This is a genomic window from uncultured Polaribacter sp., assembly GCF_947503855.1.
Classification (GTDB): Bacteria; Bacteroidota; Bacteroidia; order Flavobacteriales; family Flavobacteriaceae; genus Polaribacter.
In genome coordinates this window covers 221,586-246,988 of the sequence record NZ_CANNFF010000002.1, presented here as the reverse complement: position 1 = coordinate 246,988, position 25,403 = coordinate 221,586, and the positions used below count along the sequence as shown (strand labels likewise).

At 29.6% G+C, this 25,403-nt stretch carries 27 protein-coding genes; 17 read left to right on the top strand and 10 right to left on the bottom strand.

The features are described from left to right. Positions 1-100: 100 nt before the first annotated feature. The 3 genes from Q0662_RS02535 to meaB form a co-directional block, all read right to left on the bottom strand. A protein-coding gene (locus Q0662_RS02535) for an IS3 family transposase (RefSeq protein WP_298946856.1) occupies positions 101-1,260 on the bottom strand; the annotation gives its coding sequence in 2 pieces (ribosomal slippage) (positions 101-1,029 and positions 1,029-1,260; 1,161 coding nt in all). 67 nt (positions 1,261-1,327) lie between these two features. Next, positions 1,328-2,389 carry an acyltransferase gene (locus Q0662_RS02530; protein ID WP_298946854.1) on the bottom strand — a complete coding sequence of 354 codons (1,062 nt, stop codon included), beginning with the start codon at positions 2,387-2,389 and terminating at the stop codon, positions 1,328-1,330. A gap of 123 nt (positions 2,390-2,512) precedes the next feature. Next, positions 2,513-3,580: a methylmalonyl Co-A mutase-associated GTPase MeaB gene (meaB, locus tag Q0662_RS02525; protein WP_298946853.1), complete on the bottom strand. Its 1,068-nt coding sequence runs from the start codon at positions 3,578-3,580 to the stop codon at positions 2,513-2,515. A gap of 317 nt (positions 3,581-3,897) precedes the next feature. On the opposite strand from meaB, the gene cysS reads away from it, so the two are divergent. From cysS to Q0662_RS02495, 6 genes are all read left to right on the top strand, one after another. Beyond that, on the top strand, positions 3,898-5,376 hold the full coding sequence (cysS, locus tag Q0662_RS02520) for a cysteine--tRNA ligase (protein ID WP_298946851.1): 1,479 nt from the start codon (positions 3,898-3,900) through the stop codon (positions 5,374-5,376). Between the two features lie 85 nt (positions 5,377-5,461). Next, complete coding sequence (yidD, locus tag Q0662_RS02515; protein WP_298946849.1) at positions 5,462-5,740, top strand: membrane protein insertion efficiency factor YidD; 279 nt, start codon at positions 5,462-5,464, stop codon at positions 5,738-5,740. Positions 5,741-5,818: 78 nt separating this feature from the next. After that, positions 5,819-6,655 (top strand): prolipoprotein diacylglyceryl transferase, encoded by an 837-nt coding sequence (gene lgt, locus Q0662_RS02510; protein ID WP_298946847.1) that lies wholly within the window; start codon positions 5,819-5,821, stop codon positions 6,653-6,655. Between the two features lie 4 nt (positions 6,656-6,659). Continuing rightward, on the top strand, positions 6,660-6,971 hold the full coding sequence (locus tag Q0662_RS02505) for a DUF6787 family protein (RefSeq protein WP_298946845.1): 312 nt from the start codon (positions 6,660-6,662) through the stop codon (positions 6,969-6,971). A 280-nt stretch (positions 6,972-7,251) separates the two neighbouring features. Then, positions 7,252-7,887: a CoA pyrophosphatase gene (locus Q0662_RS02500; protein WP_298946843.1), complete on the top strand. Its 636-nt coding sequence runs from the start codon at positions 7,252-7,254 to the stop codon at positions 7,885-7,887. A gap of 47 nt (positions 7,888-7,934) precedes the next feature. Further along, on the top strand, positions 7,935-8,753 hold the full coding sequence (locus Q0662_RS02495) for a 1-acyl-sn-glycerol-3-phosphate acyltransferase (RefSeq protein ID WP_298946841.1): 819 nt from the start codon (positions 7,935-7,937) through the stop codon (positions 8,751-8,753). Between the two features lie 11 nt (positions 8,754-8,764). On the opposite strand, the gene mgrA is transcribed toward Q0662_RS02495, so the two are convergent. From mgrA to Q0662_RS02475, 4 genes are all read right to left on the bottom strand, one after another. Continuing rightward, positions 8,765-9,766, bottom strand: a complete 1,002-nt coding sequence (gene mgrA, locus Q0662_RS02490; protein WP_298946839.1) for an L-glyceraldehyde 3-phosphate reductase — start codon at positions 9,764-9,766, stop codon at positions 8,765-8,767. Positions 9,767-9,770: 4 nt separating this feature from the next. Continuing rightward, positions 9,771-12,683, bottom strand: coding sequence for an FAD-binding and (Fe-S)-binding domain-containing protein (locus Q0662_RS02485; RefSeq protein WP_298946837.1), 2,913 nt, complete (start codon positions 12,681-12,683; stop codon positions 9,771-9,773). A 139-nt stretch (positions 12,684-12,822) separates the two neighbouring features. Continuing rightward, positions 12,823-13,479 carry an HAD family phosphatase gene (locus Q0662_RS02480; protein WP_298946835.1) on the bottom strand — a complete coding sequence of 219 codons (657 nt, stop codon included), beginning with the start codon at positions 13,477-13,479 and terminating at the stop codon, positions 12,823-12,825. After that, complete coding sequence (locus Q0662_RS02475) at positions 13,480-13,896, bottom strand: thiol-disulfide oxidoreductase DCC family protein (protein WP_298946833.1); 417 nt, start codon at positions 13,894-13,896, stop codon at positions 13,480-13,482. 177 nt (positions 13,897-14,073) lie between these two features. Between Q0662_RS02475 and Q0662_RS02470 the strand changes: the two genes are divergently transcribed. The 4 genes from Q0662_RS02470 to Q0662_RS02455 are packed head-to-tail and all read left to right on the top strand — an operon-like array spanning position 14,074 to position 18,366. Then, the gene (locus tag Q0662_RS02470; RefSeq protein ID WP_298946831.1) at positions 14,074-14,766 is read left to right on the top strand and encodes an ABC transporter ATP-binding protein; all 693 of its coding nucleotides are present in this window, start codon (positions 14,074-14,076) and stop codon (positions 14,764-14,766) included. A 2-nt stretch (positions 14,767-14,768) separates the two neighbouring features. Then, on the top strand, positions 14,769-15,998 hold the full coding sequence (locus tag Q0662_RS02465) for an ABC transporter permease (protein ID WP_298946829.1): 1,230 nt from the start codon (positions 14,769-14,771) through the stop codon (positions 15,996-15,998). A gap of 2 nt (positions 15,999-16,000) precedes the next feature. Continuing rightward, on the top strand, positions 16,001-17,218 hold the full coding sequence (locus Q0662_RS02460; RefSeq protein WP_298946827.1) for an ABC transporter permease: 1,218 nt from the start codon (positions 16,001-16,003) through the stop codon (positions 17,216-17,218). A 35-nt stretch (positions 17,219-17,253) separates the two neighbouring features. Then, positions 17,254-18,366 carry an efflux RND transporter periplasmic adaptor subunit gene (locus tag Q0662_RS02455; protein WP_298946825.1) on the top strand — a complete coding sequence of 371 codons (1,113 nt, stop codon included), beginning with the start codon at positions 17,254-17,256 and terminating at the stop codon, positions 18,364-18,366. Positions 18,367-18,439: 73 nt separating this feature from the next. Here Q0662_RS02455 and Q0662_RS02450 read toward each other — a convergent pair whose 3' ends face one another. Continuing rightward, positions 18,440-19,279: a DUF1853 family protein gene (locus tag Q0662_RS02450; RefSeq protein WP_347186397.1), complete on the bottom strand. Its 840-nt coding sequence runs from the start codon at positions 19,277-19,279 to the stop codon at positions 18,440-18,442. 35 nt (positions 19,280-19,314) lie between these two features. Here Q0662_RS02450 and Q0662_RS02445 point away from each other — a divergent pair, with 35 nt between their 5' ends. Then, on the top strand, positions 19,315-19,989 hold the full coding sequence (locus tag Q0662_RS02445) for a DUF2461 domain-containing protein (RefSeq protein WP_298946823.1): 675 nt from the start codon (positions 19,315-19,317) through the stop codon (positions 19,987-19,989). Between the two features lie 70 nt (positions 19,990-20,059). On the opposite strand, the gene Q0662_RS02440 is transcribed toward Q0662_RS02445, so the two are convergent. Then, positions 20,060-21,397: an MATE family efflux transporter gene (locus Q0662_RS02440; RefSeq protein ID WP_298946821.1), complete on the bottom strand. Its 1,338-nt coding sequence runs from the start codon at positions 21,395-21,397 to the stop codon at positions 20,060-20,062. A 102-nt stretch (positions 21,398-21,499) separates the two neighbouring features. On the opposite strand from Q0662_RS02440, the gene Q0662_RS02435 reads away from it, so the two are divergent. The 4 genes from Q0662_RS02435 to Q0662_RS02420 are packed head-to-tail and all read left to right on the top strand — an operon-like array spanning position 21,500 to position 24,138. Beyond that, the gene (locus Q0662_RS02435) at positions 21,500-21,895 is read left to right on the top strand and encodes a thioesterase family protein (protein WP_298946819.1); all 396 of its coding nucleotides are present in this window, start codon (positions 21,500-21,502) and stop codon (positions 21,893-21,895) included. A 34-nt stretch (positions 21,896-21,929) separates the two neighbouring features. Next, positions 21,930-23,048, top strand: a complete 1,119-nt coding sequence (locus Q0662_RS02430; protein ID WP_298946818.1) for a DEAD/DEAH box helicase — start codon at positions 21,930-21,932, stop codon at positions 23,046-23,048. After that, on the top strand, positions 23,049-23,678 hold the full coding sequence (locus Q0662_RS02425; protein WP_298946816.1) for a trimeric intracellular cation channel family protein: 630 nt from the start codon (positions 23,049-23,051) through the stop codon (positions 23,676-23,678). A gap of 1 nt (position 23,679) precedes the next feature. Next, positions 23,680-24,138, top strand: a complete 459-nt coding sequence (locus tag Q0662_RS02420) for a MaoC family dehydratase (RefSeq protein WP_298946814.1) — start codon at positions 23,680-23,682, stop codon at positions 24,136-24,138. A 19-nt stretch (positions 24,139-24,157) separates the two neighbouring features. Here the strand turns inward: Q0662_RS02420 and Q0662_RS02415 are convergent, their stop codons facing one another. Then, entirely contained in the window at positions 24,158-24,574 is a 417-nt protein-coding gene (locus Q0662_RS02415) for a hypothetical protein (RefSeq protein ID WP_298946811.1), read from the bottom strand. Positions 24,575-24,694: 120 nt separating this feature from the next. On the opposite strand from Q0662_RS02415, the gene Q0662_RS02410 reads away from it, so the two are divergent. Continuing rightward, the gene (locus tag Q0662_RS02410) at positions 24,695-25,138 is read left to right on the top strand and encodes a hypothetical protein (RefSeq protein ID WP_298946810.1); all 444 of its coding nucleotides are present in this window, start codon (positions 24,695-24,697) and stop codon (positions 25,136-25,138) included. Position 25,139: 1 nt separating this feature from the next. Next, positions 25,140-25,340, top strand: a complete 201-nt coding sequence (locus Q0662_RS02405; RefSeq protein ID WP_298946808.1) for a helix-turn-helix transcriptional regulator — start codon at positions 25,140-25,142, stop codon at positions 25,338-25,340. Positions 25,341-25,403: the final 63 nt, after the last annotated feature.

Genomic DNA, 25,403 nt, shown 5'->3' with positions numbered 1-25,403 from the left:
GTGAGTGATTTCGTAGATAAGATAAAACCTAAAATTAATTTTATACAACTTAAGTTAGATATAGGATTAGTGGACTACCTAATAAATTTGGTACTAATTTTTAAGCTACATTTTTATTATTTTTCGTTATTAATTCCATTTCCATTTCTAGAGGTGACTTATAACCTAAAGAAGAATGAAGTCTTTTATAATTGTACCATTTAATATACTGGTCAATAACTTGATATGCTTCTAAAAAGAATTTAAAAGAATATCTGTTTGTGCATTCAGATTTTATTGTTTTAAAGAAACTCTCGGCAACAGCATTGTCCCAGCAGTTTGCTTTTCTACTCATACTTTGCGTTATTTTCTTACTTGCCTTTAAAACGCTTGTCATTTTATTGGATGCATATTGTACGCCTCTATCAGAATGAAAAATATGATTATTAGTTATAGTTCTATTTTTTCTTGCTTGTAACCAGACTTTATAAACGGTATTTTCAGTACTCATATCTTCAGTTAATGCCCATGACACTATTTTTCTATCTGCTAAATCTAAAACCGTTGTAAGGTAATTCCATTGATTGCTAACTTTTATATATGTAATATCAGAAACCCATTTTTCACCTAATTGCGTACTTGTAAAGTCTCTATTTAATACATTATCTGCCAAGGCAAAAGTATGATTTGAATCTGTTGTACAAACTCTAAACTTTTTACTTAGTACACTTCTTAAACCCAGTTCTTTCATAATTAAAGCAATGTAAGATCTTGAATAAACTAGCCCTTCGGGTTCTAACGATTTTTGAATACGTAAACTACCATATATTTGTTTACTTTGATTAAAAATAGTAGTAATTCTTGATTTTAAGAGAGATATGGAGCTTTTCTGTCGCTTATATTGACCAGACCGCAACCAGGTATAATAACTGTTTTTACTAACTCTCATACATTTACACATCTTTTTAACAGGAAATAAACCAGTGTTAAGTTTAATAAACTGGTATATTACTTGTCGCTCTTGGAAAAGATGCTTACCGCCTTTTTTAATATATCACGCTCTAATTTTACATCCTTTAATTCTTTTTCTAAAGACTTTATTTTAAGTACTTCAGATTGATTGTTTTGTTTTGAAGTTGTAGTGTTAAATTCTTTATTCCACCGATGAATGGAAGCTTGACTAATACCAAATTCTTTTGTAAGGTCTTTTACAGATTTACCAGAATTTAATAATTCTACTAAGGTCTTTTTAAAACTTTGATCATAAACTATTTTACCCATATTGCTAAGTTAAGTTATTCACTTAAAATAGTACCAACAAAACTAGACATTCCATAGGTTTTATCATTTAGTAAAAATATTTTTTCAACTTTAAAAATTTTTTTTCGAATAAATGATATGAGATTATACTAATGCCGATTGTCATAATTAAAGATGTTACCCCTAATAAATACCAATTAGAGAACGTTAAATACTTAAAAACCTGAATTAGAAATAAGAGTATAATAGTATGATATAAGTATAATCCATATGTATAAATACCTAATTTGCTAATCCATAAATTGTCATTTATGTGAATAGAATTATTTCCTAATGTGAATAGTATACTAACTGAAAATAAAAGGCCCAAGATAAAAGGTGATAAAAACTCAATAAATACGAATTTAATATTGGGGATTATAAAAACGATTGCAATGGTTAAAATCAAAAAAATATATTTAAAATATCTTGGAATTTTTTCTAAATAATTTATAAAATTTTCCCTTTGCATTAAGATATATGCGGGAATTGCTCCAAATGCAAAGTAATCAAGATGAGAAAATATATCAATATGACTTATTCCAAAATGAGTGTAAATTTGCCGAGAGATATTAGCAATAATAATGCTGGATATAATAATATGAGGAATTTTTTTTACAGAAATAAAATAGAGTAATACCGCCCAAAGAATATAAAAATGTTCTTCGATACAAAGTGACCACATAACTCTTAAAGGTGCTCCATCAGGAAATGTATTCGTCATCATCATTTTATAATTCTCACCAAAGAATATTGATGTCAATAAATCAGGTTTGTACCCTTCACTGCTAAAAGGCAAGTTTAAGGCATTCAATATATATGGAGATAAATATGCAAACGCTATCATAAGGTAAAATAATGGCCAAATTCTCAGAATACGTCTAGCGAAAAATTTCTTTAGAGATATTTTATTTTGGTGTTTTTTTTCATAGAGTAAAATATAAGTAATTAGAAATCCGCTTAAAACAAAAAAGAATGTTACACCAATTCCTCCGCTCTTAAGAAAGAAATCAATATGTATGTTTCCCGTCTTAGGTAAGTGTAATAAAAAAACTAAAAGAAAAGCGAAAAATCTTAAAGCATCGAATGTGTGAAAGTGTTTTCTACTCATTCTGTATAAATTTTGTTCTATCTAACATTTTTTAACTAAAATTTTTACGAATACGACCTCGTTTTAATGACTTATACTCGTACTTAACTAATTTATATTTATTAAAGTTTTTAAACAAAAAAACTACAATTCTAACAAGCGTTTTGCTGCATTAAAAGGGGTTGTTTTGCTTTTTTCTAATTTATCTATTTCTTTTTCTAAAGCTTTTTTAATTAACGGATTATTATAAAAATTAGCTTTTAATTGTTGTTCTATAGTAGCCAATAACCAATATTTATTTTGTGCATTTCTTTTATCAATAAAATAATTATTTTCTTTTGTTAAGGTTAGGTATTCAGAAATCATGTTGTCAATTTCTTGAATTCCTGTATTGTGCAATGCACTTGCAATAAGTACTTTTGGTTGCCAGTTACTTTCTTTTGGTGGATATAAATGCAATGCTCGATTAAATTCTACTTTAGCAATTTTTGCATTTTTTTCGTTTTCACCATCAGCTTTATTAATTACAATAGCATCTGCCATTTCTATAATACCACGCTTTATGCCTTGTAATTCGTCTCCAGCTCCAGCCAGTTTTAGTAATAAAAAGAAGTCTACCATAGAATGTACTACAGTTTCAGATTGCCCAACACCCACAGTTTCTATAATAATAGTATCAAAACCAGCAGCTTCACATAAAATGATACTTTCTCTTGTTTTTTGTGCAACACCACCTAAAGAAGTTCCAGAAGGAGAGGGTCTAATAAAAGCATTTTTATCGGTAACCAATTGTTCCATTCTGGTTTTATCGCCTAAAATAGACCCTTTATTTACAGCGCTACTTGGGTCTACAGCTAAAACCGCTACTTTTTTTTCTTTGGATGTTAAATGTTTACCAAAAGATTCAATAAACGTGCTTTTACCAACACCAGGTACACCTGTAATTCCTATTCTTACTGATTTATTTGCATGTGGCAAACAACGCTCTAATATTTCGTTTGCTTTTTGTTGATGTTTCACATTTGTACTTTCCACCAAAGTAATTGCACGACTTAAATACGTAATATTACCCTTTAAGATTTCTGAAGTAAAAAAATCTACAGAGTTTTGTTTAGCTCTGTTAAGTTTTATTTTTTCTGCACTGGTTTTACTGGTTGTTTCTGGTTGAGAAACACCTTCATTTTCATATAATGCAGAAGAATTTTTGTTCATTTATAAAAGTAAATATGTAAATTTAGAAATAAATTATTACAATTTTGCAACACTCCAAAAAATCTATCGTCTTTAGAGTAAGATTATTTTAATGAAACCAACCAAATATTTACATCAATCTTTAGTAGATCTGTATTAAAAACAAATAATAAAATCTCTTTAAAAGCAGATTATAGTACTATTATAATTAAGTAATTTTCTAGTAAATATTTATCTTATTTCTATTTCAAACTATTTACCAAACTTCTCTCAATTTCCATTTCTCTATTCTTAATAAAGTGCCTATCTTTATCCACTGTAAATAGTCACTTTTTTTAATGGAACTCTACAAAGAAAATCAATTGAAAATATACAATTCTCTTAACAAGTCTAAAGAGGATTTTAAACCCATAACAGAAGGTTACGTTGGCATGTATGTTTGCGGTCCAACAGTATATAGCAATGCACATTTAGGCAACGTAAGAACATTTATGTTTTTCGATGTTGTGTACAGGTATCTTTTACATTTAGGATATAAGGTGCGTTACGTTCGTAATATTACAGATGCTGGTCATTTAGAAAATGATGCAGATGAAGGCGAAGATAGAATTGCAAAAAAAGCACGTTTAGAAGAAATAGAACCGATGGAAGTTGTACAACGTTACACTGTAGATTTTCATAATGTGCTAAAAAATTACAACTTTTTGCCACCAAGCATAGAGCCTACAGCAACTGGCCATATTGTAGAACAAATAGAAATGATTAAAGAAATCATAGAAAAAGGTTTTGCATACGAGGTAAATGGTTCTGTCTATTTTGATGTATTAGCCTACAATAAATCTAATCACTATGGAATTTTATCTGGCAGAAAAGTAGAAGACTTAATTCACAATACACGTGCTTTAGATGGACAATCAGACAAGAAAAACCCACAAGATTTTGCACTTTGGAAAAAAGCCGAAGAACGCCATATAATGCGTTGGCCTTCACCATGGTCAGATGGTTTTCCGGGTTGGCATTTAGAGTGTTCTGTGATGAGTACCAAATATTTAGGTGAAAGTTTCGATATTCATGGTGGTGGTATGGATTTAAAATTTCCACATCACGAATGTGAAATTGCACAATCGCAAACTTGCTCAGGTGTAAAACCCGTAAATTATTGGATGCATACCAACATGTTATTGTTAAATAGTCAAAAAATGGCTAAATCCACTGGGAATTTTATTTTACCAAACGAAATTTTATCAGGTAAAAATAATATTTTGCCCAAAGCCTTTTCAGCTTCTGTAGTACGTTTTTTTAACATGCAAGCCAACTATAGAAGTATTTTAGACTTTTCTGGAGAAGCCTTAGAAGCATCAGAAAAAGGACATGCTAAGTTAATGGAAGCCATTACATTTTTGGATAAAATAGAAGCTGATAAAGCCTCTACTTTCGATGTGAAAAAATGGAAAAAAGCCTGTTATGACGCTATGAATGATGATTTTAATACACCCATTTTAATATCGCATTTATTTGAAGCTGTAAAGGTAATCAACCAAATTAAAGAGCATAAAGCAGGTTTAACAAATGCTGATTTAGAAGAGTTTAAAACCACTATCAATGTTTTTGTTTTTGATATTTTAGGGTTGATGAATGAGGCAACTCAAGACAGTTCAGAAAAAATAAATGGAGTAGTAGAGTTGTTAATTAAACTACGAAAAGAAGCAAGAGAAAATAAGGATTGGGCTTTATCTGACCAAATTAGAGACGAGTTAATTGAATTAGGTATTCAGTTAAAAGATGGTAAAGAAGGTACTACTTTTTCAGTAAATTAAAGCCCATCCCAACCTTCCCAAAGGGAAGGAGTTCCAATCAAACTGAAAACCAAAAAAAACTTTAAAAAGAAAAGTTTTTACACCAATGAAAAATAAAACAACTAAAAAAACAAGTGGCAAATTCCCCCTTTGGGGGTTAGGGGGCTTCCTTATTTTATTAGTTCGTTTTTACCAGACAGCTATATCACCGTTTACACCAGCAACCTGTAGATACAGTCCCACATGTTCACATTACACCATAGAAGCATTGCAAAAATACGGTTTATTTTCTGGTGGTTGGTTAGCTTTAAAACGAATTTTTAGTTGTCATCCTTGGGGAGGCAGTGGTTACGACCCTGTTCCTGAAAAAATAAAAAAAGAGTAGAAAAAAATAAAATTGTCAGTTTTAGTAATTATTGAAATTAAAAAATCACAAGATATAACAATAATAAAAATAGTAAATATGAGTTTTATAGCAATCAATTGGGATCCATCCATAGGAATAGATTTAGGTTTTTTTACCATACGTTGGTACAGTTTAATGTTTGTAACTGCTTTTTTATTAGGTTTAAGACTCATGAAAAAAATCTATATAGAAGACAAAATTCCTACAGAAAAAATGGACCCATTATTTATGTATGTTTTTGTTTCTATGCTAATAGGTATGCGTTTAGGAGATGTATTTTTTTATAGTTGGAATTATTATCAGCATAATTTGTTAGAAATATTTTTACCCTTTAAAAAATCTGCAGAAGGTTGGAGATTTACTGGCTTTACAGGTTTTGCAAGCCATGGCGCAGCTATTGGAATTCCAATTGCTATGTATTTTTATGCTAAGAAACATTTACAACAACCTTGGTTATTTATTTTAGATAGATTGGCAATTATGGTAGCTTTGGCTGGGTTTTTCATCCGTTTTGGAAACTTTTTCAATTCAGAAATTTACGGGAAAGAAACAGGTTCTAATTTTGGGGTAATTTTTAAAGCAGCTGGAGAAACTGTACCCAGACATCCAACACAATTATACGAAGCATTTAGTTATTTAGCTTTATTTTTTGTAATGTGGTACTTGTATTGGAAAACCAACAAAAAAGAACTAACAGGTTATTTATTTGGTTTGTTTATGGTTGTTTTATGGTCATTACGTTTCGTAATCGAATTTTTAAAAGAGCCGCAGGTACAAAAAAGAGGAGAAGAGTGGTTTTTTAGTCCGTTAAATACTGGGCAAGTTTTAAGTATTCCACTTGTATTAATAGGTATTTGGTTAATGTTACGTAAAACTAAAAATAAAGAAGCTTAATTATATGGGAAAATTAAAACAGAGGTGGAATATTGAAAGTAATTGGAGTTTAGCAGCTATTTTTATCGTTTTTTCAATAAACGGCTCTTTTGCGGCTTGGGTAGCAAAACCCTTAACAAATTTTATCGGTTTAAATCCAGACACAGTATCTGGTTTTATCTACTGGCCTTTAAGGATTTTATTAATTTTTCCAATTTATCAATTAACCTTACCCATTGTAGGTTGGTTGTTTGGGCAATTTAAATTTTTCTGGGCGTTTGAAAAAAAGTTTTTAAGCAGATTAGGTTTTGGTTTTTTATTTAAAAAAGAAGATTAATTTTTTGGGCGTTTTAACGGGCTTTCAGCACTCGCTTTTTTTCTAAATAAGAAAAAAGAGCTCAAACAAATGCTTCAATCCCTAACGCAATCAATCAACTTCAATAAATTTTTCATTTTTAAGTTTGTTAATTACGTAGCAATAAATTCAATGGTATCGAAAGCATTACTAATCGCTTTTTTATTTAGTTTCCATAACACATATCATGTTCAAATTTCTTATCAAAAATTGCTACACTAAAATAGAAATATATAAATTAGCTTAAAATAGAGAAAACAGTTTGAAATTTGACACTTTTAAAAGCAATTTAAATAGTTTAAAAACAGAAAAGTTAGGGGGTTTAGAAGCGCAGTTTAAATTAGCACCAGGATTAAGAAAACGCTACGATGCCAATAAAATTAGACTAAGTAATCCTAAAAAAGCCGCTGTTTTAGCTCTCTTTTATCCTAACAAAAATAACCAAACTACTTTTTTATTAATAGAAAGAGCTACCTATAAAGGTACACACTCTGCACAAATTAGTTTTCCAGGAGGTAAAATAGATAAAACAGATGTAAATTTACAATCAACAGCCTTAAGAGAAGCTTATGAAGAAGTAGGGGTAATAGCATCAGAAATAGAAATTGTTAGAGAGTTAACCTCTGTTTTTATACCGCCAAGTAATTTTTTGGCTACACCTTTTATAGGATTTGTAAATCAAAAACCCATTTTTAAAAAAAATTACGAAGTAGAGCAAACAATAGAGGTTTTGTTAAAAGATTTATTAAATGATAATTCAATAACAACAAAACTATTAACAACATCCTATATGGGTAAAGTTAATACACCTTGCTTTAAATTAAATAATTACATAGTTTGGGGTGCTACTGCTATGATGTTATCAGAAATTAAACAACTCTTTAATTCTTCATTTTAACATTTTGTTTTGTAAATTTGTTGTTAACTAAGTATTATCTAACAAAGATGCCATTATTAAAAAAAAATCCATTTGGTCATTATTTATTTTTAAAAAAATGGATTATTAGAATTTTTGGATTAATTTCTCACGGACGTTATCGTAAATTTAACAACTTACAAATAGAGGGTTCTGAAATTTTAAGAAATTTACCAGAAAAAAATGTATTATTTATTTCTAATCATCAAACCTATTTTGCAGATGTAGCAGCTATGTTTCATGTGTTTAATGCATCTTTAAAAGGTAGAGATGATACGATTAAAAATATAGGTTATATCTGGAATCCGAAATTAAACATTTATTTTGTGGCTGCTGGAGAAACAATGCGTGCTGGTTTATTACCAAAACTGTTTGCTTACGCAGGTTCTGTTTCTATTGATAGAACTTGGAGAAGCGCAGGTAAAAACGTAAACAGACAGGTTAAAAATTCTGATATTTCCAACATTCAAAAAGCCATAAAAGATGGTTGGGTAATTACTTTTCCACAAGGTACAACTACGCCATTTAAACCAATTAGAAGAGGAACAGCACATATTATAAAAACTTGTAAACCAGTTGTTGTACCTATTGTGATAGATGGTTTTAGACGTTCTTTTGATAAAAAAGGATTGGTAATAAAAAAAAGAAACGTATTACAATCTATGGTTATTAAAGAACCTTTAGAAATTGATTACGAGAATGAAGAAATTTCAGATATAGTTACAAAAATAGAATATGCTATCGAGCAGCATCCTTCTTTTTTAAAAGTATTATCTCCAAAAGAAGCAGAAGAATACTTAAATCAAGAAGAAGAATTGAATAAAAAGAGAGAATTTTGGAGTTCTTAAAATTGTTTCATTTATTCTTTTAAAACGGCATTAATATTATTTAGTTCATCATCAGAAAAAGAGGTGTTTTCTGTAGCTTTTAAACTGTCTATAATTTGGTCTGTTTTACTGGCACCAATTAAGACTGAAGTAATTCTATCATCTTTTAAAATCCAAGAAATAGCCATTTGTGCTAAATTCTGATTTCTATTTTTAGCAATTTCGTTTAGCGCTTTAATTTTTGGTAAATGTTCTAAAACTTGACTTGTATTTAAAAAAGGACTTTCTTTTACTGCTCTAGAATCTTGTGGCAATCCATTAATGTACTTATTAGTAAGCATGCCTTGTGCCAAAGGAGAAAAACAAATTGCTCCAACTCCAGAATTGTCTAATAAATCCAACAAACCATCTTCAATCCATCGATCAAATAGATTATATCTAGGTTGATGAATGATACAAGGAGTTCCTAATTCTTTTAAAATTTTAAAAGCCTTAGCAGCTCTTTCTGGTTGATAATTAGAAATCCCAACATATAAAGCTTTCCCTTGTCTTACAATCAAATCTAAAGCTCCCATTGTTTCCTCTAAAGGCGTATCATAATCGGGTCTGTGGTGGTAAAAAATATCTACATAATCTAGTCCCATTCTTTGTAAACTCTGGTCTAAACTTGCCACTAAAAACTTCTTCGAGCCTAAATCTCCATAAGGTCCAGGCCACATACCATAGCCTGCTTTCGAAGAAATAATCAATTCATCTCTGTAAGGTTTAAAATCCTTTTTTAAAATTTTACCAAAGTTTTTTTCGGCAGAACCAGGAGGTGGTCCATAATTATTGGCCAAGTCAAAATGTGTAATTCCGTTATCAAAGGCACATTTTAAAAGGTTTCTAGCGTTTTTAAAATCATCATTATCACCAAAGTTATGCCATAAGCCAAGAGAAAGTTCCGGTAACAATAAACCACTATTACCTGATCTTCTATATTTTATTTTTTCATAGCGATTTTCATCAGCTATATAGTTCTTTTTTTTACTCATAATTTTATAATAAAGCTTCTTTTAAAAGAGTAATTGGGTGCTTTGCAGTACGTTTTGTACCATCAAAAATTTGATGACGACAACTAGTTCCAGCAGCAGCAATTTCTGTATCAGCACTACAATTTCTTACTTTAGGGAATAACGTATCTTCACCAACTTGCATGCTTACTTTATAATGTTCTTTTTCATAACCAAAAGAACCAGCCATACCACAACAACCTGTATTTAATATGGTTACTGTATAATTTTCTGGTAAATTTAAAATTTGAAAACTAGCATTTGTACTTGATAATGCTTTTTGATGACAATGTCCGTGAATTTTAATAGCCTTAGATTCTTTTGTAAAACGGTCTTTGCTAATAGTTCCTTCTTCTATTTCGTTAGCCAAAAACTCTTCAAAAGTAAAGGTGTTTTTTGCTATTGTTGAAGCGGATTTTTTATCATCTGCTAATCTGATGTATTCGTCTCTAAAAGTTAATATTGCAGAAGGTTCTACACCTATTAACGGATTTTCTTTAGATATGATATCTTTAAAAATAGCAATATTTTTATTGCAAACAGCTTTGGCTTCTTTTAAAAACCCTTTAGAGATATAACTTCTTGCACTTTCTTCGTGATTGATAATAGTAACGCTATATCCTAATTTTTCTAACAAATAAACTGCGTCTTTACCAATTTCTACATCGTAAAAGTTGGTAAATTCATCGTTAAAAAGATAGATTTCTTTTTTAGGTTGTTTTGTGTTCTTTTCAACAATTTTATGTTTTTTATACCAACTATTTAATGTTTTTTTAGCCAATTTAGGAACGCTTCTTTCAACAGCAACTCCCATAGCAGATTTTGCAATTTTAGTATTTAAAACCACGTTGGCTAAAGTAGGTGTGAGGCTCCCTAATTTGTTTAGTTTGGCATTGTTTGCAAATAATTTATTTCTAAAAGAATAACCATTTGTTTCTTGATATTGATACAAAAACTCAGCTTTCATAGTAGCAATATCTACATTGCTTGGGCATTCAGAAGCACAAGCTTTGCAACTTAAACAAAGGTCTAAAACCTTTTTTAATTCTTTAGAATCAAATTTGTTTGCAGCAGTGTTGTTGGTTAAAACCTCACGTAACATATTAGCTCTTGCACGAGTTGTATCTTTTTCATCTTTAGTAGCTCTATAACTTGGGCATAAAGTGCCACCCGCTTCTACAGGCTTTCTACAGTCTCCAGAACCATTACACTTTTCGGCTAATTTTATAATGCCTTCACTATCAGAAAAATCTTGAATGGTTTCAATTTCAGGTTCAGTTCTGTCAATTTCATAACGCAAACTTTTATCCATTGGAAAAGCATCGGTAATTTTTCCTTTATTAAATATGTTATTTTTATCAAATGCTTTTTTAATTCTTCTTAATAATTGATAATTGTTTTCACCAATCATTAACGGAATAAACTCTGCACGTACAATTCCATCTCCATGTTCACCAGAAAAAGAACCTTGGTATTTTTTTACCAATTTAGCAGTTTCTGTGGTTATTTTTCGAAACAACACGACGTCTTCAGATTTTTTTAAATTCAAAATAGGACGTAAATGCAATTCTCCAGCACCTGCATGCGCATAATACACAGCATTTTGCTTGTATTTTGCCATAATTTTGGTAAACTCTTCTATATAATTTGGCAAATCTTCTAGTGCAACAGCAGTATCTTCGATACAAGCCACAGCTTTCATATCTCCCACCATATTCCCTAAAGCACCCAAACCAGCTTTTCGTAAATAATGCACTTTAGCAATATCTAATCCATATACTTTTGGGTGATGATACCCAAAATTGTTTTTTTCTAAATCTTTTATTAATTTATTTGCTAAAAGTTCTGCTTCTGGTAAAGTATCTGCAGCAACTTCTAACATTAAAACAGCTTCTGGATCTCCTTGTAAAAAGAAACGGTTTTTTGCCAATTCGCGATTGTTCTTAGTACAATCTAAAATGGTTTTATCCATCAATTCACAATTGTATAAATTATGATTCATGGATGTTAATGTGGCTTTTAAACTCTCGTTAATGCTTTTAAAATGAGAGCAAACCATGATGCTTTCTTTCGGTGGAATTGTATCTAGCTGTAAAGTAATTGCTGTCGAAAAAGCTAGAGTTCCTTCACTTCCTGCTAATAATTTAGCAACATTTATCGTAGGTTCTGTGCCTCCAAACAAATCTGATTTTAAAAACTCATCTACAGCATAACCAGTACATCTTCTATGAATGGTTTCTTTAGGGAATTCCTTTTTAATTCCTTGTTGTACAGATGCTGAATTCAATTCCTTATAAATGGATTGATAAATCTGTCCTTCTAAACTATTTTCTTTGGTTTTGTTGATGAATTCTTCTGATGTAATTTCTTTAAAAGTAGCTGAAGAACCATCACTTAAAATAGCATCTATAGCCAATACTTTATCACGAGTAACACCATATCTTATAGAGGTACTTCCAGAAGAATTGTTACCCACCATACCACCAATCATACATCTGTTAGATGTTGATGTGTTAGGACCAAAAAACAACCCAAAAGGTTTTAAATAAACGTTTAAAGAATCTCTTACAATTCCTGGTTGTAATTTAATGGTTTTGTTTTGCTCATTAAAATGAATAATTTGAGTAAAATGCTTAGAAACATCAACTACAATACCATCTCCTACACATTGGCCTGCTAAAGATGTACCTGCAGTTCTTGGTATTAAAGTAATGTTATTTTTAGTAGCAAAATCGATTAAAATTTTGATATCTTTTTCATCTTTAGGAAAAGCAACTGCTAAAGGTATTTTACGATAAACAGAAGCATCTGTGGCATATAATGTTTTGTGTAAATCATCAAATAAAACATCACCAGAAAGTGATTTATGTAAGTTTTGTAAAGGCCTAGTATCAATCATTATTTACTATTAAAAAGTAACTGTTTATGCAAATATCTGAATAATAAATGCAATATTTCTATGTCTAAAAACTTCTTTACTATTTTTATTGATTCTACAATAAAGGCTTTTAATTCTTGTTGATTTTTAAACAATCTATTTACAAAAACTCCTTTATTTCTTTAAAATGATGAATAACTGCATCTGCATTTTCTAGCGTTTGTCCTTCAGATAAAATATTTGCGTATCCAAAAACAAAAATACCAGCATCGTTTGCAGCTTTTATACCATTATCAGAATCTTCTATAACAATACAGTTTTCTTTGGGTGTTTTTGCTAAAAGAGCTGCTTTTTCAAAAATTTCTGGATGTGGTTTGCTTTTAGCTAAATCTGCGCCACTAATTTTTCCTTTAAAATAAGAATTTAGCTTAAATCTGTTAAAAACACGATCTATATTTATCATTGCAGAAGAAGATGCTAAAATTAAAGTGTAACCTTTGTTATATAGGTGTTTTATAAGTTCTTCTACACCATTTACCAAACTTAAATTTGGGTCGTTTTCAAAATAGTTTACATATCTTTCTCTTTTATAGATTACTAAATCCTCTGGATTGTTATCTAAATTAAAATGAGCCACCAACCTTTGAAAAGCATTTATGGTAGAAGACCCAGTAAATGATTTGTATAAATCTTCTGAAACGTTTACACCTAAATACTTGTAAGTTTCGTAATACGCTTTTTTGTGGATTTCTTCAGAATCGATAATAACGCCATCCATATCAAATATGATACAATTTACTTTTTTGGAAAAATTCATTTAATCTAAAAATTTTGCTTTTATTTCTAGAGTTGGTATCATACAATTGTCTTTTTTACCAAACCAATGATATCTGTTTTTTGCTATAAAATCGTAAATGTAATTTCTAAAAAGCTCTGGAAAAACCCAACCAATTTGAGTTAGTTTCCATAAACCTTCAAAATTACTCATAATTTTTAAAGCTGCTATAGATTTTATCTCATAAGAAACACCAGGTTCATATAAAATTATTGAATCTGTTTTTGTAGTATCAATGTTTAAATAAGCTAAAATTTCTTGTCCAGATTTAGACTGTATTGCAGCAAATAAAAATGTGTTTTTTTTGTCAAAACGAATCACTTTTGTAACAAAATTATTGCATAAATTACAAACTCCATCAAACAAAATTACCTTTTTATCTTTAGCAATAGAAACCATTTAATCACTTTAAAATTTATTTTAACAAAGATACTTTAACTTTTTCTAAAAATCTTGTAACATTTTTTATTTTGATACGTCTTATGGTTGTAATTGTAGAGAAAATTTGCTTTTAACATATTATTAATAAGTACAGTCAATAGCATTCAATACTTTTATATTTTAAATAACCAACGAATGATTAAAATAGAAAAATTACACAAATCTTATCCTATTGGAAAAGATTCTTTACATGTATTAAAAGGAATTGATTTACACATAAAAGAAGGCGAATTCGTATCAATTATGGGGTCTTCTGGATCTGGAAAATCTACTTTACTAAATATTGTTGGTTTGTTAGATTTACATGATGAAGGAACCTACTACTTAAATGGTCAGTTGATAAAAGATATGAATGAGAAAAAAGCGGCTTTGTTACGTAATAAATTCTTAGGGTTCGTATTTCAATCTTTTAACTTAATCTCATACAAAACAGCTCTAGAAAATGTTGCTTTACCTCTATATTACAAGGGGATGAGTAGAAAAGAGCGTTTAGAGGTTGCTTTAGATTATTTAGAAAAAGTAGGGTTAAAAGATTGGGCAAATCACTTACCTAACGAACTCTCTGGTGGACAAAAACAACGTGTGGCCATTGCAAGAGCATTGGTAACCAAACCTAAAGTTGTTTTAGCAGATGAACCTACAGGAGCATTAGATTCTACAACAACAGACTCTGTAATGGATTTATTAAAAGATATTAATGACGAAGGAATGACTGTTTTTGTAATTACGCACGAAGAAGAAGTTGCAGATCAGACCAAAAGAATAGTTCGTTTAAAAGATGGTTTAATTATTAGCGACGAGTTAACAAAAGCATCTAAGGCAGTTTAATTATGTTTGATTTAGATAGGTGGAGAGAAATTTTTCAGAGTATTAGTAAAAACAAACTCCGTTCATTACTTTCAGGTTTTACAGTAGCTTTTGCTATATTACTTTTTACACTTCTTTTTGGAATTGGAAATGGTTTACAAAATACATTCAAAAATGAGTTTGCAAAAGATGCAATGAACTCAATCTACGTTTGGTCAAACTTTACTACTAAAGCATACAAAGGAAATCAAATAGGTAGAAGAATCCAATTTAAAAACGATGATTTTGAGTTTATAAAAGAAAATTTTGGAAATAAAATACAAACTATTAGTCCTAGAATACAAAGAAGTACAGAAGTAGTTTATAAAGATGAAAAAGGAAGTTACTCCATGAGAGGGGTTTACCCTGATTATCAGGTTCTTGAATCTGCAGAAATAATCGAAGGGCGTTTTATAAACTTCAGAGATATTCAAGAAAAATCAAAAGTTGTTGTAATTGGTAGAATGCTTGAAAAAGATTTATTTGGACAATTAAGCGCTTTTAGAAAACAAATAAAAATAGGCGGAATTATATATAAGATTATAGGAGTTTTTTCTGATCCAGGTGGAGATAGTGATGAACGCTATATTTATACACCATTTACAACAATGCAAAGACTTTATGGAAATAACGATTATGTAGACGAATTCGGAATAACGTATAACCCAAGTTTAAGTATTGATGAAGCAATAGTTTTTGGAAATCAACTAAAAAGAAGTCTTCAAAAAAAACACGATGTATCTCCAAATGATCAAAGAGCTATAGGTTTAAATAATTATGCTTCAGATAACAAAGAAGTATCAGGAATGATGGTTGGTTTGGGGATTTTAATATTTATAATCGGTTTTGGAACCTTAATAGCTGGAGTTGTTGGTATTAGTAATATTATGGTTTACATCGTAAAAGAAAGAACTAAAGAATTAGGTATTAGAAAAGCAGTTGGAGCAACCCCAAAAGTAATTGTTGCTATGATTATGCAAGAAGCAATATTTATTACAGCAATATCTGGATATTTAGGTCTCTTATTAGGTGTTGGAATTTTAGAATTAGTGGGGCCATCATTAAAAAAATATTTTATTTTAGATCCAGGAGTTTCTACACCTGTTGTAGTAGGAGCAACAATAACACTGATTATTGCAGGAATGATTGCAGGTTATTTACCAGCAAAAAGAGCTGCAAATATAAAACCAGTAGTAGCATTAAGCGCAGATTAAATATGAGATTTCTATTCGAAAAAGATACATGGCAAGAAATTTACGGAAGTATTCGTAAAAATAAAACCAGAACTGCAATTACAATTTTTGGTGCATTTTGGGGTATACTTTTGTTAGTAGGCTTATTAGGTGCTGCGAAAGGTATTGAAAATAGTTTTAATAGCATGTTTGGCGATTTTGCTACCAATAGTGTTTTTATGAGTGGTAGTAGAACTTCTATGCCTTTTAAAGGTTTTCAAGAAGGAAGGCAAATTAACTTAACAACAAGAGATGTAGATAAAATTAGAACTGAAATTAAGGGTATTCAATTTGTAGTTCCAAGAAATGCTACAGGTGGCCAAGTTACTCATGATTTTAAAACAGGTAATTTCACTGTTTTTGGAGATTTTCCATTGTTAGATAAGGTTCAAAAAAAGAAACTTATAGATGGACGATTTATCAACCAGAAAGATATAGATGAAAACAGGAAAATATGTGTGATTTCTGATGGAATTTATAAAGAATTATATGACAAAGGAGAAGAGGCCGTTGGAACTTATTTAAAAATTAGTAATATATCTTATCAAGTAGTTGGTGTTTACAAATCTGGAAGGTTTGAAGGTAAAAATAACATACATATTCCATTTAGTACTTTTAGAGTAGTTTACAATCAAGGTGATAAATTTATGTGGATGGTTGTAACTGGAAAAAAAGAATTTGATATTGTTCAGGTAGAAGCAGATGTGAAATTATTGCTAAAAAATATTCATAAAATTCACCCAGATGACAATAGAGCTTTTAGAGGCTTTAATCTAGGAAAAGAAATAGCTAAAGTAACAGGTTTTCTTACAGGAATGCAGTTTTTAACTTGGTTTGTAGGTATTGCAACGTTAATTGCAGGTGTATTTGCTATTGGTAATATCTTACTAATAACCGTAAAAGAAAGAACTAAAGAAATAGGAATTAGAAGAGCATTAGGAGCAACTCCTAATAAAGTTAGACAGCAAATTGTACTAGAATCTTTATTTCTAACATTATTGGCAGGTTCATTAGGTATTATTGCAGGAGGTCTTATTTTAATGCTTATAGATTCGCAAGACCTATTAACAAACCCAACAGTAAATATTCCAATTGTATTAATAGCCTATAGTGTTTTAGTTATATTAGGAACATTAATAGGTTTTATACCTGCATATATGGCTACTATTGTAAAACCAATTGACGCTTTAAGAGAAGAATAAAACAACCAAATAACAAGAATAAATAATTTTTTAAAATGAAAAAAATAATAATTTTCGGAAGTATTGCAATCGCATTAATATTTGTATTAATATGGTTTGGCAAAAAAAATAGTGCATCTCCAATTACTTATGAAACTGAAAAGGCTTTTAAAACTGATATCGTAAAAAAATCTATTGCAACTGGTAAAGTAACACCTTTAGAAGAAATAGAAATTAAGCCTCAAATAACAGGAATTATAGATAAAATTATGTTGTTAGAAGGTTCTAAAGTTAAAAAAGGAGATTTAATTGCAACTGTAAGAGTAGTGCCTAATGAGCAATCTTTAATTAGTGCAAAAGGTAGAGTAGACAATGCAAAAATAAGATTAGGTAATGCAGAAATTACTTACAAAAGAAGTGAAAATTTGTTCGATAAAGGAGTAATACCAAGAGCAGAATTTGAAAATGTAGAACTAACCTACAACCAAGCAAAGCAAGATTTAAAAAATGCTCAAAACGATTATCAAATTATAAAAAGAGGTTCTGCAGGCTCAGGTGCTTCTGCTAATACAAATATAATTGCACAAATGTCTGGTACAATATTAGAGATTCCTGTCAAAGAAGGAGATCAGGTAATTCAATCAAACAATTTTAATGCAGGTACAACCATTGCCTCTATTGCAGATATGAATAAAATGATTTTTGAAGGGAAAGTTGATGAATCTGAAGTTGGAAAATTAATAAGTGGGACTGATATCGAAATTTCTTTAGGAGCTATTGAAGGTAAAAAATTTCCTGCAAAATTAAACTTTATTGCTCCAAAAGGAACAGAAGAAGCTGGTGCAGTTCAATTTAAAATTAAAGCTGATGTGTCTTTAGATGATGAGTACTTTATTAGAGCAGGTTATAGTGCCAATGCAGAAATTGTTTTAGAGAAGAAAGATAGTGTTTTAGCTATTAAAGAGTCACTTTTGCAATTTGATAGAGAAACTGAAAAACCCTTTGTTGACATAAAACAAGCTGATGATACTTTTAAGAAAGTTTTTGTAGAATTAGGAACTTCTGATGGCGTAAATGTTGAAATTTTAGAGGGAGTTACTAAAGATGATGAAATTAAAATTTGGAATAAGAAAACCAAAAAAGATGATGAAGATTTAGGAAATAACTAAATTTTAATGTAAATAATTTAAAAAAAGGAAACTAATTTTAGTTTCCTTTTTTTTTACTTACCAATTCTCACTCCTACAACCACCAAACCAAAAAGAATTTATCTAGTTCACCATTTGTCTTTTTAAGCCAACAAAGTGGAGAAAAATTTCTATCTAAATATTCTCTAGAACTTTTTTTAAAACTTACAAAAGATTGCCAATCTACATTTTTATGTGGAATTATGAGCCAATCTTTTTTAACGGGAATAAAAAACTTACAATCAGAAAAAAGAGGAAGCTCCTTATAATTGATGTAAAACCCAGCAATACAGATTGTGTTTAGCTTTTTAAGTTGTATGTTTCTGTTAGAGAAAGGTACAAAAAGTTGCGCTTTAAAATAAACTTGTTGTGCTATATTTTTTGGATTTAAATTTAAACTTGATAAATATTCTGAACATTCTTTAGAGTAGAGAAGTGGCAACTGTTTTTCTTTTAGTTTTGTTAATTTTTCTAAAAGACTATCTTTTCTATTGGGGCCTATAAAATGTTCTATTTCAGTATTGCCAATTGAAACATCATATAGATAAAACTTATAAATTATTTCTAAATGTATGGGTATGTCATCTTTTAAAAGAATACAATCTAATTCGCCTAATGTTCTTTTTTCTTGCTGAATTTGAATGTTTTCAGCAATCATATTTATGGTTGATTTTTGAGATAATTCGAAGGATACAAAACGTTCTACATATTTTCCTAAACGCAAATTCTCATCAATATTAATAGTTATTTTCTTTGATCTAGAATCGATTTTAAATTGTTCTAAGTTAAAAACAGCATTATTTTTCCATAAAGAAGCAGTCTGTAAGTAACCTTCGTATCTTTTTTGTATGTCTTTCGTTTTTTGATGCATTTCAAAATCGAAGTTACAAATCAATTTTGTAAATTGAACTTTTTAATAACAACAAAAAAATGCAAATACAAAAAACAACATTTCAATATTTAGAAAACCTTCAGAAAAATAATAATAGAGATTGGTTTACAGACAATAAAGAAACGTATTTAAAAGCACAAAAAAATGCAAAAGAGGTATTTGCGGCAATACATACTAATTTGCAAAAACACGATGAAATTGAAAAATCTAAAATGATGCGTATTTATAGAGATGTTCGTTTTTCTAAAGATAAAACACCTTATAAAGCTCATTTTGCCAACTCGTATTCTAGATTAGGTGCAGCTTTAAGGGGTGGTTATTTTTTAAGAATAAGACCAGGAGAATCTTTTTTAGCAGGTGGTTTTTGGGAACCAAATAAAGAAGATTTATTTAGAATTAGAAAAGAGATAGAATTAGATGCTTCTGAAATTAGAGAAATTTTAGAGGATAAAAATTTTAAAAAATATTTTGGTAGTAAGTTTGAAAGTTTTGGCGAATTAAAAACGGCTCCAAGAGTTTTTGATAAAGCACATCCAGATATAGATTTATTACGTAAAAAAGGGTTTATAGCTGTTAAAAACTTTACAGATAAAGAAGTATTATCAGAAAACTTTATTGAAGAAGTAGATAAAAGTTACAAAGCTTTACGCCCTTTTTTTAATTTGTTCAGTGATATTTTAACCACTAATTTAAACGGTGAAAGTATTCTTTAGTAATTAATTTGGAATGCTTTAAAGTTGTTAGGTAGTAAATTTTTAACTTCCGTCTTCAAAATTAACAGAATTAGTTCAAATTCTTGTCAACTTCTCGTTTTAAAACCAAAACTGTAATGACTGTAGATAAGATGTCTGCTATTGGAAAAGACCACCAAACACCATTTACACCATAATACTTTGGTAAAAAATAGGCTAGTGGAATTAAAAAAAATCCTTGTTTTAAAAGTGTTAAAATTAGTGCAGGTATTGCTTTTCCAGCTGCTTGAAAATAAGCAGAACCTATTAATTGCATCGTAACAATTGGAGTTGCTAAAAAAACAATAAGCATTGCATTAGGTGTTTCAGATAATAAAGTGGCATCATTGGTAAATACCCAAATAATTTCTTCTTTAAAAAATACAATTCCTAAAAAGATAATGGTACCAATAATGCTTCCAAAATACACAGATATTTTAATGGTATCTTTTATTCTATCATTTTTTTTTGCACCAATATTAAAACCAGCCACAGGTAAAAATCCTTGAGAAACCCCTAAAACAGGAGATAGTGCAAACATCATTACTCTGTTGATAATTCCAAAAATTGCTATAGAAATTTCTCCTCCGTATTTATATAAAGAATAATTTAATACAATCATTAATATGCTAACAGCTCCTTGCCTAACTACAGAAACACCACCTAATTCAACAATTTCTCTTACAATTTTATGGTCTAATTTAAAGTTTTTAGGAATTATTTGTAGTTCACTTTTAGAAGATAAAAAGAAATATAAAATATACAAACCACAACTTGCAAAAGACAAAGAAGTTGCCAAACCAGCGCCCCACATACCCCAATTAAATACTTTAATAAATAAAATATCTAACAAAATATTTAGCACAGCAGGAATCATCATAGCATACATAGCAAATTTTGGTTTTCCTTCTGCTCTAATCGTAGGGTTTCCCATCATTGCAAAAGCTAAAAAGGGAACTCCATAAATAATCACACTAAAATAGTCTGATGCAATTGGTAAAATATCGCCTTTTGCACCAAATAAATTTAAAATTGGTACACTAAAAAGGTTGCCAAGTAAAACAAATGTAATGGCTAAAATGACTGTTAAACAAATTTGATTTCCGAAAGTTAAAAATGCTTTTTCGTAGTTGTTTGCACCTAAAGCCCTAGAAATTATAGAACTTCCACCAATTCCAATACCCATTCCAATAGAAGAAATTAAAAATGCAATAGGCAAAACTACTGTAATGGCTGCAATTGCTAAAACACCAATCCATTTTCCTACAAAAATGGTGTCTACAATCATGTTTAAAGACATTACAAGAATCCCTATAGTTGCAGGAACTGCTTGTTTTATCAATAATTTGCTAATTTTTTCGGTACCTAAATCGCTTGCTAATTTGTTCATATGATTTGCCAAATATCAACATAAATTAGAAGTTGAACGGAATTCTATCATCAATAATTATTATACAATTATTTAAAATGATAAGTTTGTAAAAAAGGAATAATGAAAGATATTTTTGAACTAGAAATAGTTGTAAATTTAGAAGATATAGACGTTTTAAATCATGTAAATAATGTAGTTTATGTAAAATGGATGGATAAGGTTGCGTTTGAGCATTGGGCATTTTTAACCAGAAATAACCCTTTACCTCAGTTTATTTGGGTTGTATTAAGACATGAGATAGATTATGTAAAACAAGCCGTTTTAGGTGATAAAATTACAGTAAAAACTTGGGTAGGAGAAACCAAAGGTTTTAAATCTGAACGTTATATGGAGTTTTATAAAAACAATGATGTGTTGGTAAAAGCTAAAACAATTTGGGGCATGTTAGATACAGAAACTTATAAGCCATCTAGAATTAGAGAAAACGTGCTAAATGTATTGCAGCCACCTAAATAAAAGTATCTTTGTAACTTATTAAGAAAGATTAGTTATGAGTACATTTTTAGATTTAGGCATTCAAAAAGAATATATAAAAGGGTTAAACGAATTGGGAATTAAAATTCCATCTGAAATTCAAGAAAAAGCCATACCAATTTTATTAAATTCTAAAACCGATTTTGTAGGTTTAGCACAAACAGGTACAGGTAAAACTGCAGCTTTTGGATTACCAATATTACAAAATATTGATGCTAAAAAAGATGAAATACAAGCCTTAATTTTATCGCCAACGAGAGAGTTGGTGCAACAAATAAAAAAGCAACTTTTTAAATTCACAAAATATTGTAACGATAAAATCTTTTTAGAAGCCGTTTTTGGTGGCGAAAAAATTGACATCCAAATTAAAAACTTACAAAGAACTACACATGTTGTAATTGCAACACCTGGTAGATTGGTAGATTTAATTGAACGAGGAGAAATAGACATCAGTAATATAAAAACGTTGGTTTTAGACGAAGCAGATGAAATGTTGTCTATGGGTTTTAAACAAGATTTAAATAGAATTTTAAAGTTTACAACTGGGCAAAGAAACACATGGTTGTTTTCTGCAACAATGCCAGAAGAAATTCAAAGAATTATAAAAACTTACATGGATTCTAATTCGCCAAGAGTAGAAATTAATAGAAACTCTTTGGTAAACGAAAACATAAGGCATCAATATGTAAAAACAACCATCAAGCAAAAAACAAATGATATTGTTGCTTACATAGAAAAAAGAGGTACAGAAAGAGGTATTATTTTTTGTAGAACAAAATTAGGCGTTCAAAACTTGTACAATCAACTAAAAGAAGAAGGTTTTTCTGTAGGAGCTTTAGAAGGAGATATGCAGCAAAGAGATCGTGAAAAAGCCATGAGAGCTTTTAAAAACGGTAGCATGCAGTATTTAATATCTACAGATGTTTCGGCTAGAGGTATAGATGTAAGAGGTTTAGAATTTATTATTCATCATCAATTACCAGAACAATTAGAGTATTATACACACAGAAGTGGTAGAACTGCTAGAGCAGGAAAAACAGGAAATTCTATTGCTTTTATTTTACCAAGCGAATTACCTAGAATACACGAAATTCAAAAAGAATTAAACATAAAGTTTACCGAAATTACTACGTAAATGGATGTTATTTACATTTTAGATATTTTAGGAACTTTTGCTTTTGCAGTAAGTGGTGCCTTGGTTGCTTCTGATAAAAAGTTCGATTTATTCGGGGTTTTAATAATTGCTTTTGTAACTGCTGTTGGTGGCGGTATGCTAAGAGATTTATTAATTAATGCACACCCAATAAATTGGATTGGAGATTTAAACTATTTATACACTATTTTTATTGCTGTAATAACCACTATTTTATTTAAAAGTAAAATTTTACCTTTAAGTAAAACCATGTTTTTGTTTGATACTGTTGGTTTAGGTGTTTTTACATTGTTAGGTTTACAAAAAGGATTGTCTTACAATTTGCACCCAATCATAGCTTTAATTATGGGGATGACTTCTGCTGTTTTTGGTGGGGTTTTAAGAGATGTTTTAACCAATAAAGTACCTTTGATTTTTGAAAAAGAAATTTATGCCTTTGCTTGTTTAGCTGGCGGAATCGTTTTTTTAATTTTAAAATCTTTACATGTAGATAATCAACTAAATTTTATGATAGCCGTATCTGTTGTGGTTGTAATTAGAGTAATTGCTGTAAAGTTTCATTTAGAACTTCCTAAAATTAAAGACGATATTTTTACAAAATCAAACAAATAAAATGAGAACATTTGATACGATTGCCGATTTTAAAACAATGCTTGGTAAAGATTTACCAACAGGAAATTGGTATACCGTTTCTCAACAAATGATAAATGATTTTGCCAATGCAACTTTTGACAAACAATGGATTCATGTTGATGAAGCTAGAGCAGAGAAGGAGACTCCTTTTAAAAGTACGATTGCTCATGGTTTTATGTCTGTTGCTATGATTTCCAAACTTTTAGAAGATGTTTTTAGTATTAGAAGTTTAAAAATGGGCTTAAACTATGGATTGAATAGAGTTCGTTTCCCAAATCCTGTTCCTGTAAACAGTCAATTAAGAATACATACTACTGTTAAGAAAATTGAAGATTTAGATAATAACGGAATTAAAGTTACTTTTTCTTGTACAATAGAAATTAAAAATGCAGCAAAACCAGCTTGTGTAGCTGAGTTTATTGCTGCATTGTTTGAATAAAAAAGGGCTACTGCATTTTTTAATTTAAAATGCCATCTTGAACGCATTTTTTCGAATACCAAATTAAAAAGAGCGAGATTACTATAATCATAACAGGCATTATAACACTTGGTAGTGCTATGTTTGTTAATAAGTAACCTTGTTGTACAATGGCACAAATACCAGAAATTAAAAATAATTGATAGGCAAACTTCTTTTTTAATAAAAGTACAATACAAGCTAAAGTACCTACAAAAACAGCCAGTACAAACAAAGCTGTATACCAAGCAGGGTGTTCAATTAAATAAAGGGCTTGTTGATCTTTAGGTAAAGTCGCAATTTGTGCATCTGTAATAAATGCTTGCATTAAATAAGCAATTGCACCCATTAAATTCCAAAGGAGGGCGATAGGACCAATGACCCAAAAGGATCCTGGTGTTTTTTTGTTAGGAGTCATAATAATAAGTTTCGGTGTTTGTTCTTTTAAATTTAGTCAAAATAAATTGATTAATTCAAAAATGTAAAGTATATTTGTCATTATATAAAATAAACTTGTCTAATTGTAAAATAAAATACGATGTCTAAATCAACTATTTGTGAAAGAGAAAGAAAACAACTTCAAAAAATGAATAAATTTCAACTTGGGAATCCATATAAAAAAGCAGGACATATTATTGCAATAGGTGCTTTTCTTTTAATGATTTTAAGAAAATATATTGAAGATTCAGAATGGATTCGTCCAATTTTACAGGGAACACTGTTAATTGGCTTATTAATCATTTCATTATCTAAAGAAAAAATAGAAGATGAGTATTTAGATAGTTTACGTTCTCAGTCTTATAGATTGGCTTTTATTTTAGCAATCGTTTATTCTTTAGTACAACCTGCCATTAATTATGCAGTGGCTACTTTGTTAAATCAAGATGATACATTATCTAGTTTTAGTTATTTTCAAGTATTGTTTTTTATGTTAATTGTGCAATTGCTGTTTTTTTGGCAATTAAAAAGAATGAATAACTAAGATGAAAAACACATTAAAAGTACAGAGAGCCATTTTAGGATTAACACAAGATGATTTGGCGAAAAAAATAGGAGTATCAAGACAAACCATTAATTCTATCGAAAAAAACAGGTATGTTCCTTCTACAGTATTGGCATTAAAACTCTCTACTATTTTTAATATACCTGTAAACGATTTTTTTACTTTAGAAGAAGAAGATTAGATTTCTTAGATAAATTATATATAAGACCTCACAAAATAACTTTGTGAAGTTTTTTACAGATTC

Bases quoted from the DNA above. Each gene is read 5' to 3' on its own strand.
- Q0662_RS02530 (WP_298946854.1), bottom strand. From the start codon at position 2,389: ATGAGTAGAAAACACTTTCACACATTCGATGCTTTAAGATTTTTCGCT.
- meaB (WP_298946853.1), bottom strand. From the start codon at position 3,580: ATGAACAAAAATTCTTCTGCATTATATGAAAATGAAGGTGTTTCTCAA.
- cysS (WP_298946851.1), top strand. From the start codon at position 3,898: ATGGAACTCTACAAAGAAAATCAATTGAAAATATACAATTCTCTTAAC.
- yidD (WP_298946849.1), top strand. From the start codon at position 5,462: ATGAAAAATAAAACAACTAAAAAAACAAGTGGCAAATTCCCCCTTTGG.
- lgt (WP_298946847.1), top strand. From the start codon at position 5,819: ATGAGTTTTATAGCAATCAATTGGGATCCATCCATAGGAATAGATTTA.
- Q0662_RS02505 (WP_298946845.1), top strand. From the start codon at position 6,660: ATGGGAAAATTAAAACAGAGGTGGAATATTGAAAGTAATTGGAGTTTA.
- Q0662_RS02495 (WP_298946841.1), top strand. From the start codon at position 7,935: ATGCCATTATTAAAAAAAAATCCATTTGGTCATTATTTATTTTTAAAA.
- mgrA (WP_298946839.1), bottom strand. From the start codon at position 9,766: ATGAGTAAAAAAAAGAACTATATAGCTGATGAAAATCGCTATGAAAAA.
- Q0662_RS02485 (WP_298946837.1), bottom strand. From the start codon at position 12,683: ATGATTGATACTAGGCCTTTACAAAACTTACATAAATCACTTTCTGGT.
- Q0662_RS02480 (WP_298946835.1), bottom strand. From the start codon at position 13,479: ATGAATTTTTCCAAAAAAGTAAATTGTATCATATTTGATATGGATGGC.
- Q0662_RS02475 (WP_298946833.1), bottom strand. From the start codon at position 13,896: ATGGTTTCTATTGCTAAAGATAAAAAGGTAATTTTGTTTGATGGAGTT.
- Q0662_RS02470 (WP_298946831.1), top strand. From the start codon at position 14,074: ATGATTAAAATAGAAAAATTACACAAATCTTATCCTATTGGAAAAGAT.
- Q0662_RS02465 (WP_298946829.1), top strand. From the start codon at position 14,769: ATGTTTGATTTAGATAGGTGGAGAGAAATTTTTCAGAGTATTAGTAAA.
- Q0662_RS02460 (WP_298946827.1), top strand. From the start codon at position 16,001: ATGAGATTTCTATTCGAAAAAGATACATGGCAAGAAATTTACGGAAGT.
- Q0662_RS02455 (WP_298946825.1), top strand. From the start codon at position 17,254: ATGAAAAAAATAATAATTTTCGGAAGTATTGCAATCGCATTAATATTT.
- Q0662_RS02445 (WP_298946823.1), top strand. From the start codon at position 19,315: ATGCAAATACAAAAAACAACATTTCAATATTTAGAAAACCTTCAGAAA.
- Q0662_RS02440 (WP_298946821.1), bottom strand. From the start codon at position 21,397: ATGAACAAATTAGCAAGCGATTTAGGTACCGAAAAAATTAGCAAATTA.
- Q0662_RS02435 (WP_298946819.1), top strand. From the start codon at position 21,500: ATGAAAGATATTTTTGAACTAGAAATAGTTGTAAATTTAGAAGATATA.
- Q0662_RS02430 (WP_298946818.1), top strand. From the start codon at position 21,930: ATGAGTACATTTTTAGATTTAGGCATTCAAAAAGAATATATAAAAGGG.
- Q0662_RS02425 (WP_298946816.1), top strand. From the start codon at position 23,049: ATGGATGTTATTTACATTTTAGATATTTTAGGAACTTTTGCTTTTGCA.
- Q0662_RS02420 (WP_298946814.1), top strand. From the start codon at position 23,680: ATGAGAACATTTGATACGATTGCCGATTTTAAAACAATGCTTGGTAAA.
- Q0662_RS02415 (WP_298946811.1), bottom strand. From the start codon at position 24,574: ATGACTCCTAACAAAAAAACACCAGGATCCTTTTGGGTCATTGGTCCT.
- Q0662_RS02410 (WP_298946810.1), top strand. From the start codon at position 24,695: ATGTCTAAATCAACTATTTGTGAAAGAGAAAGAAAACAACTTCAAAAA.
- Q0662_RS02405 (WP_298946808.1), top strand. From the start codon at position 25,140: ATGAAAAACACATTAAAAGTACAGAGAGCCATTTTAGGATTAACACAA.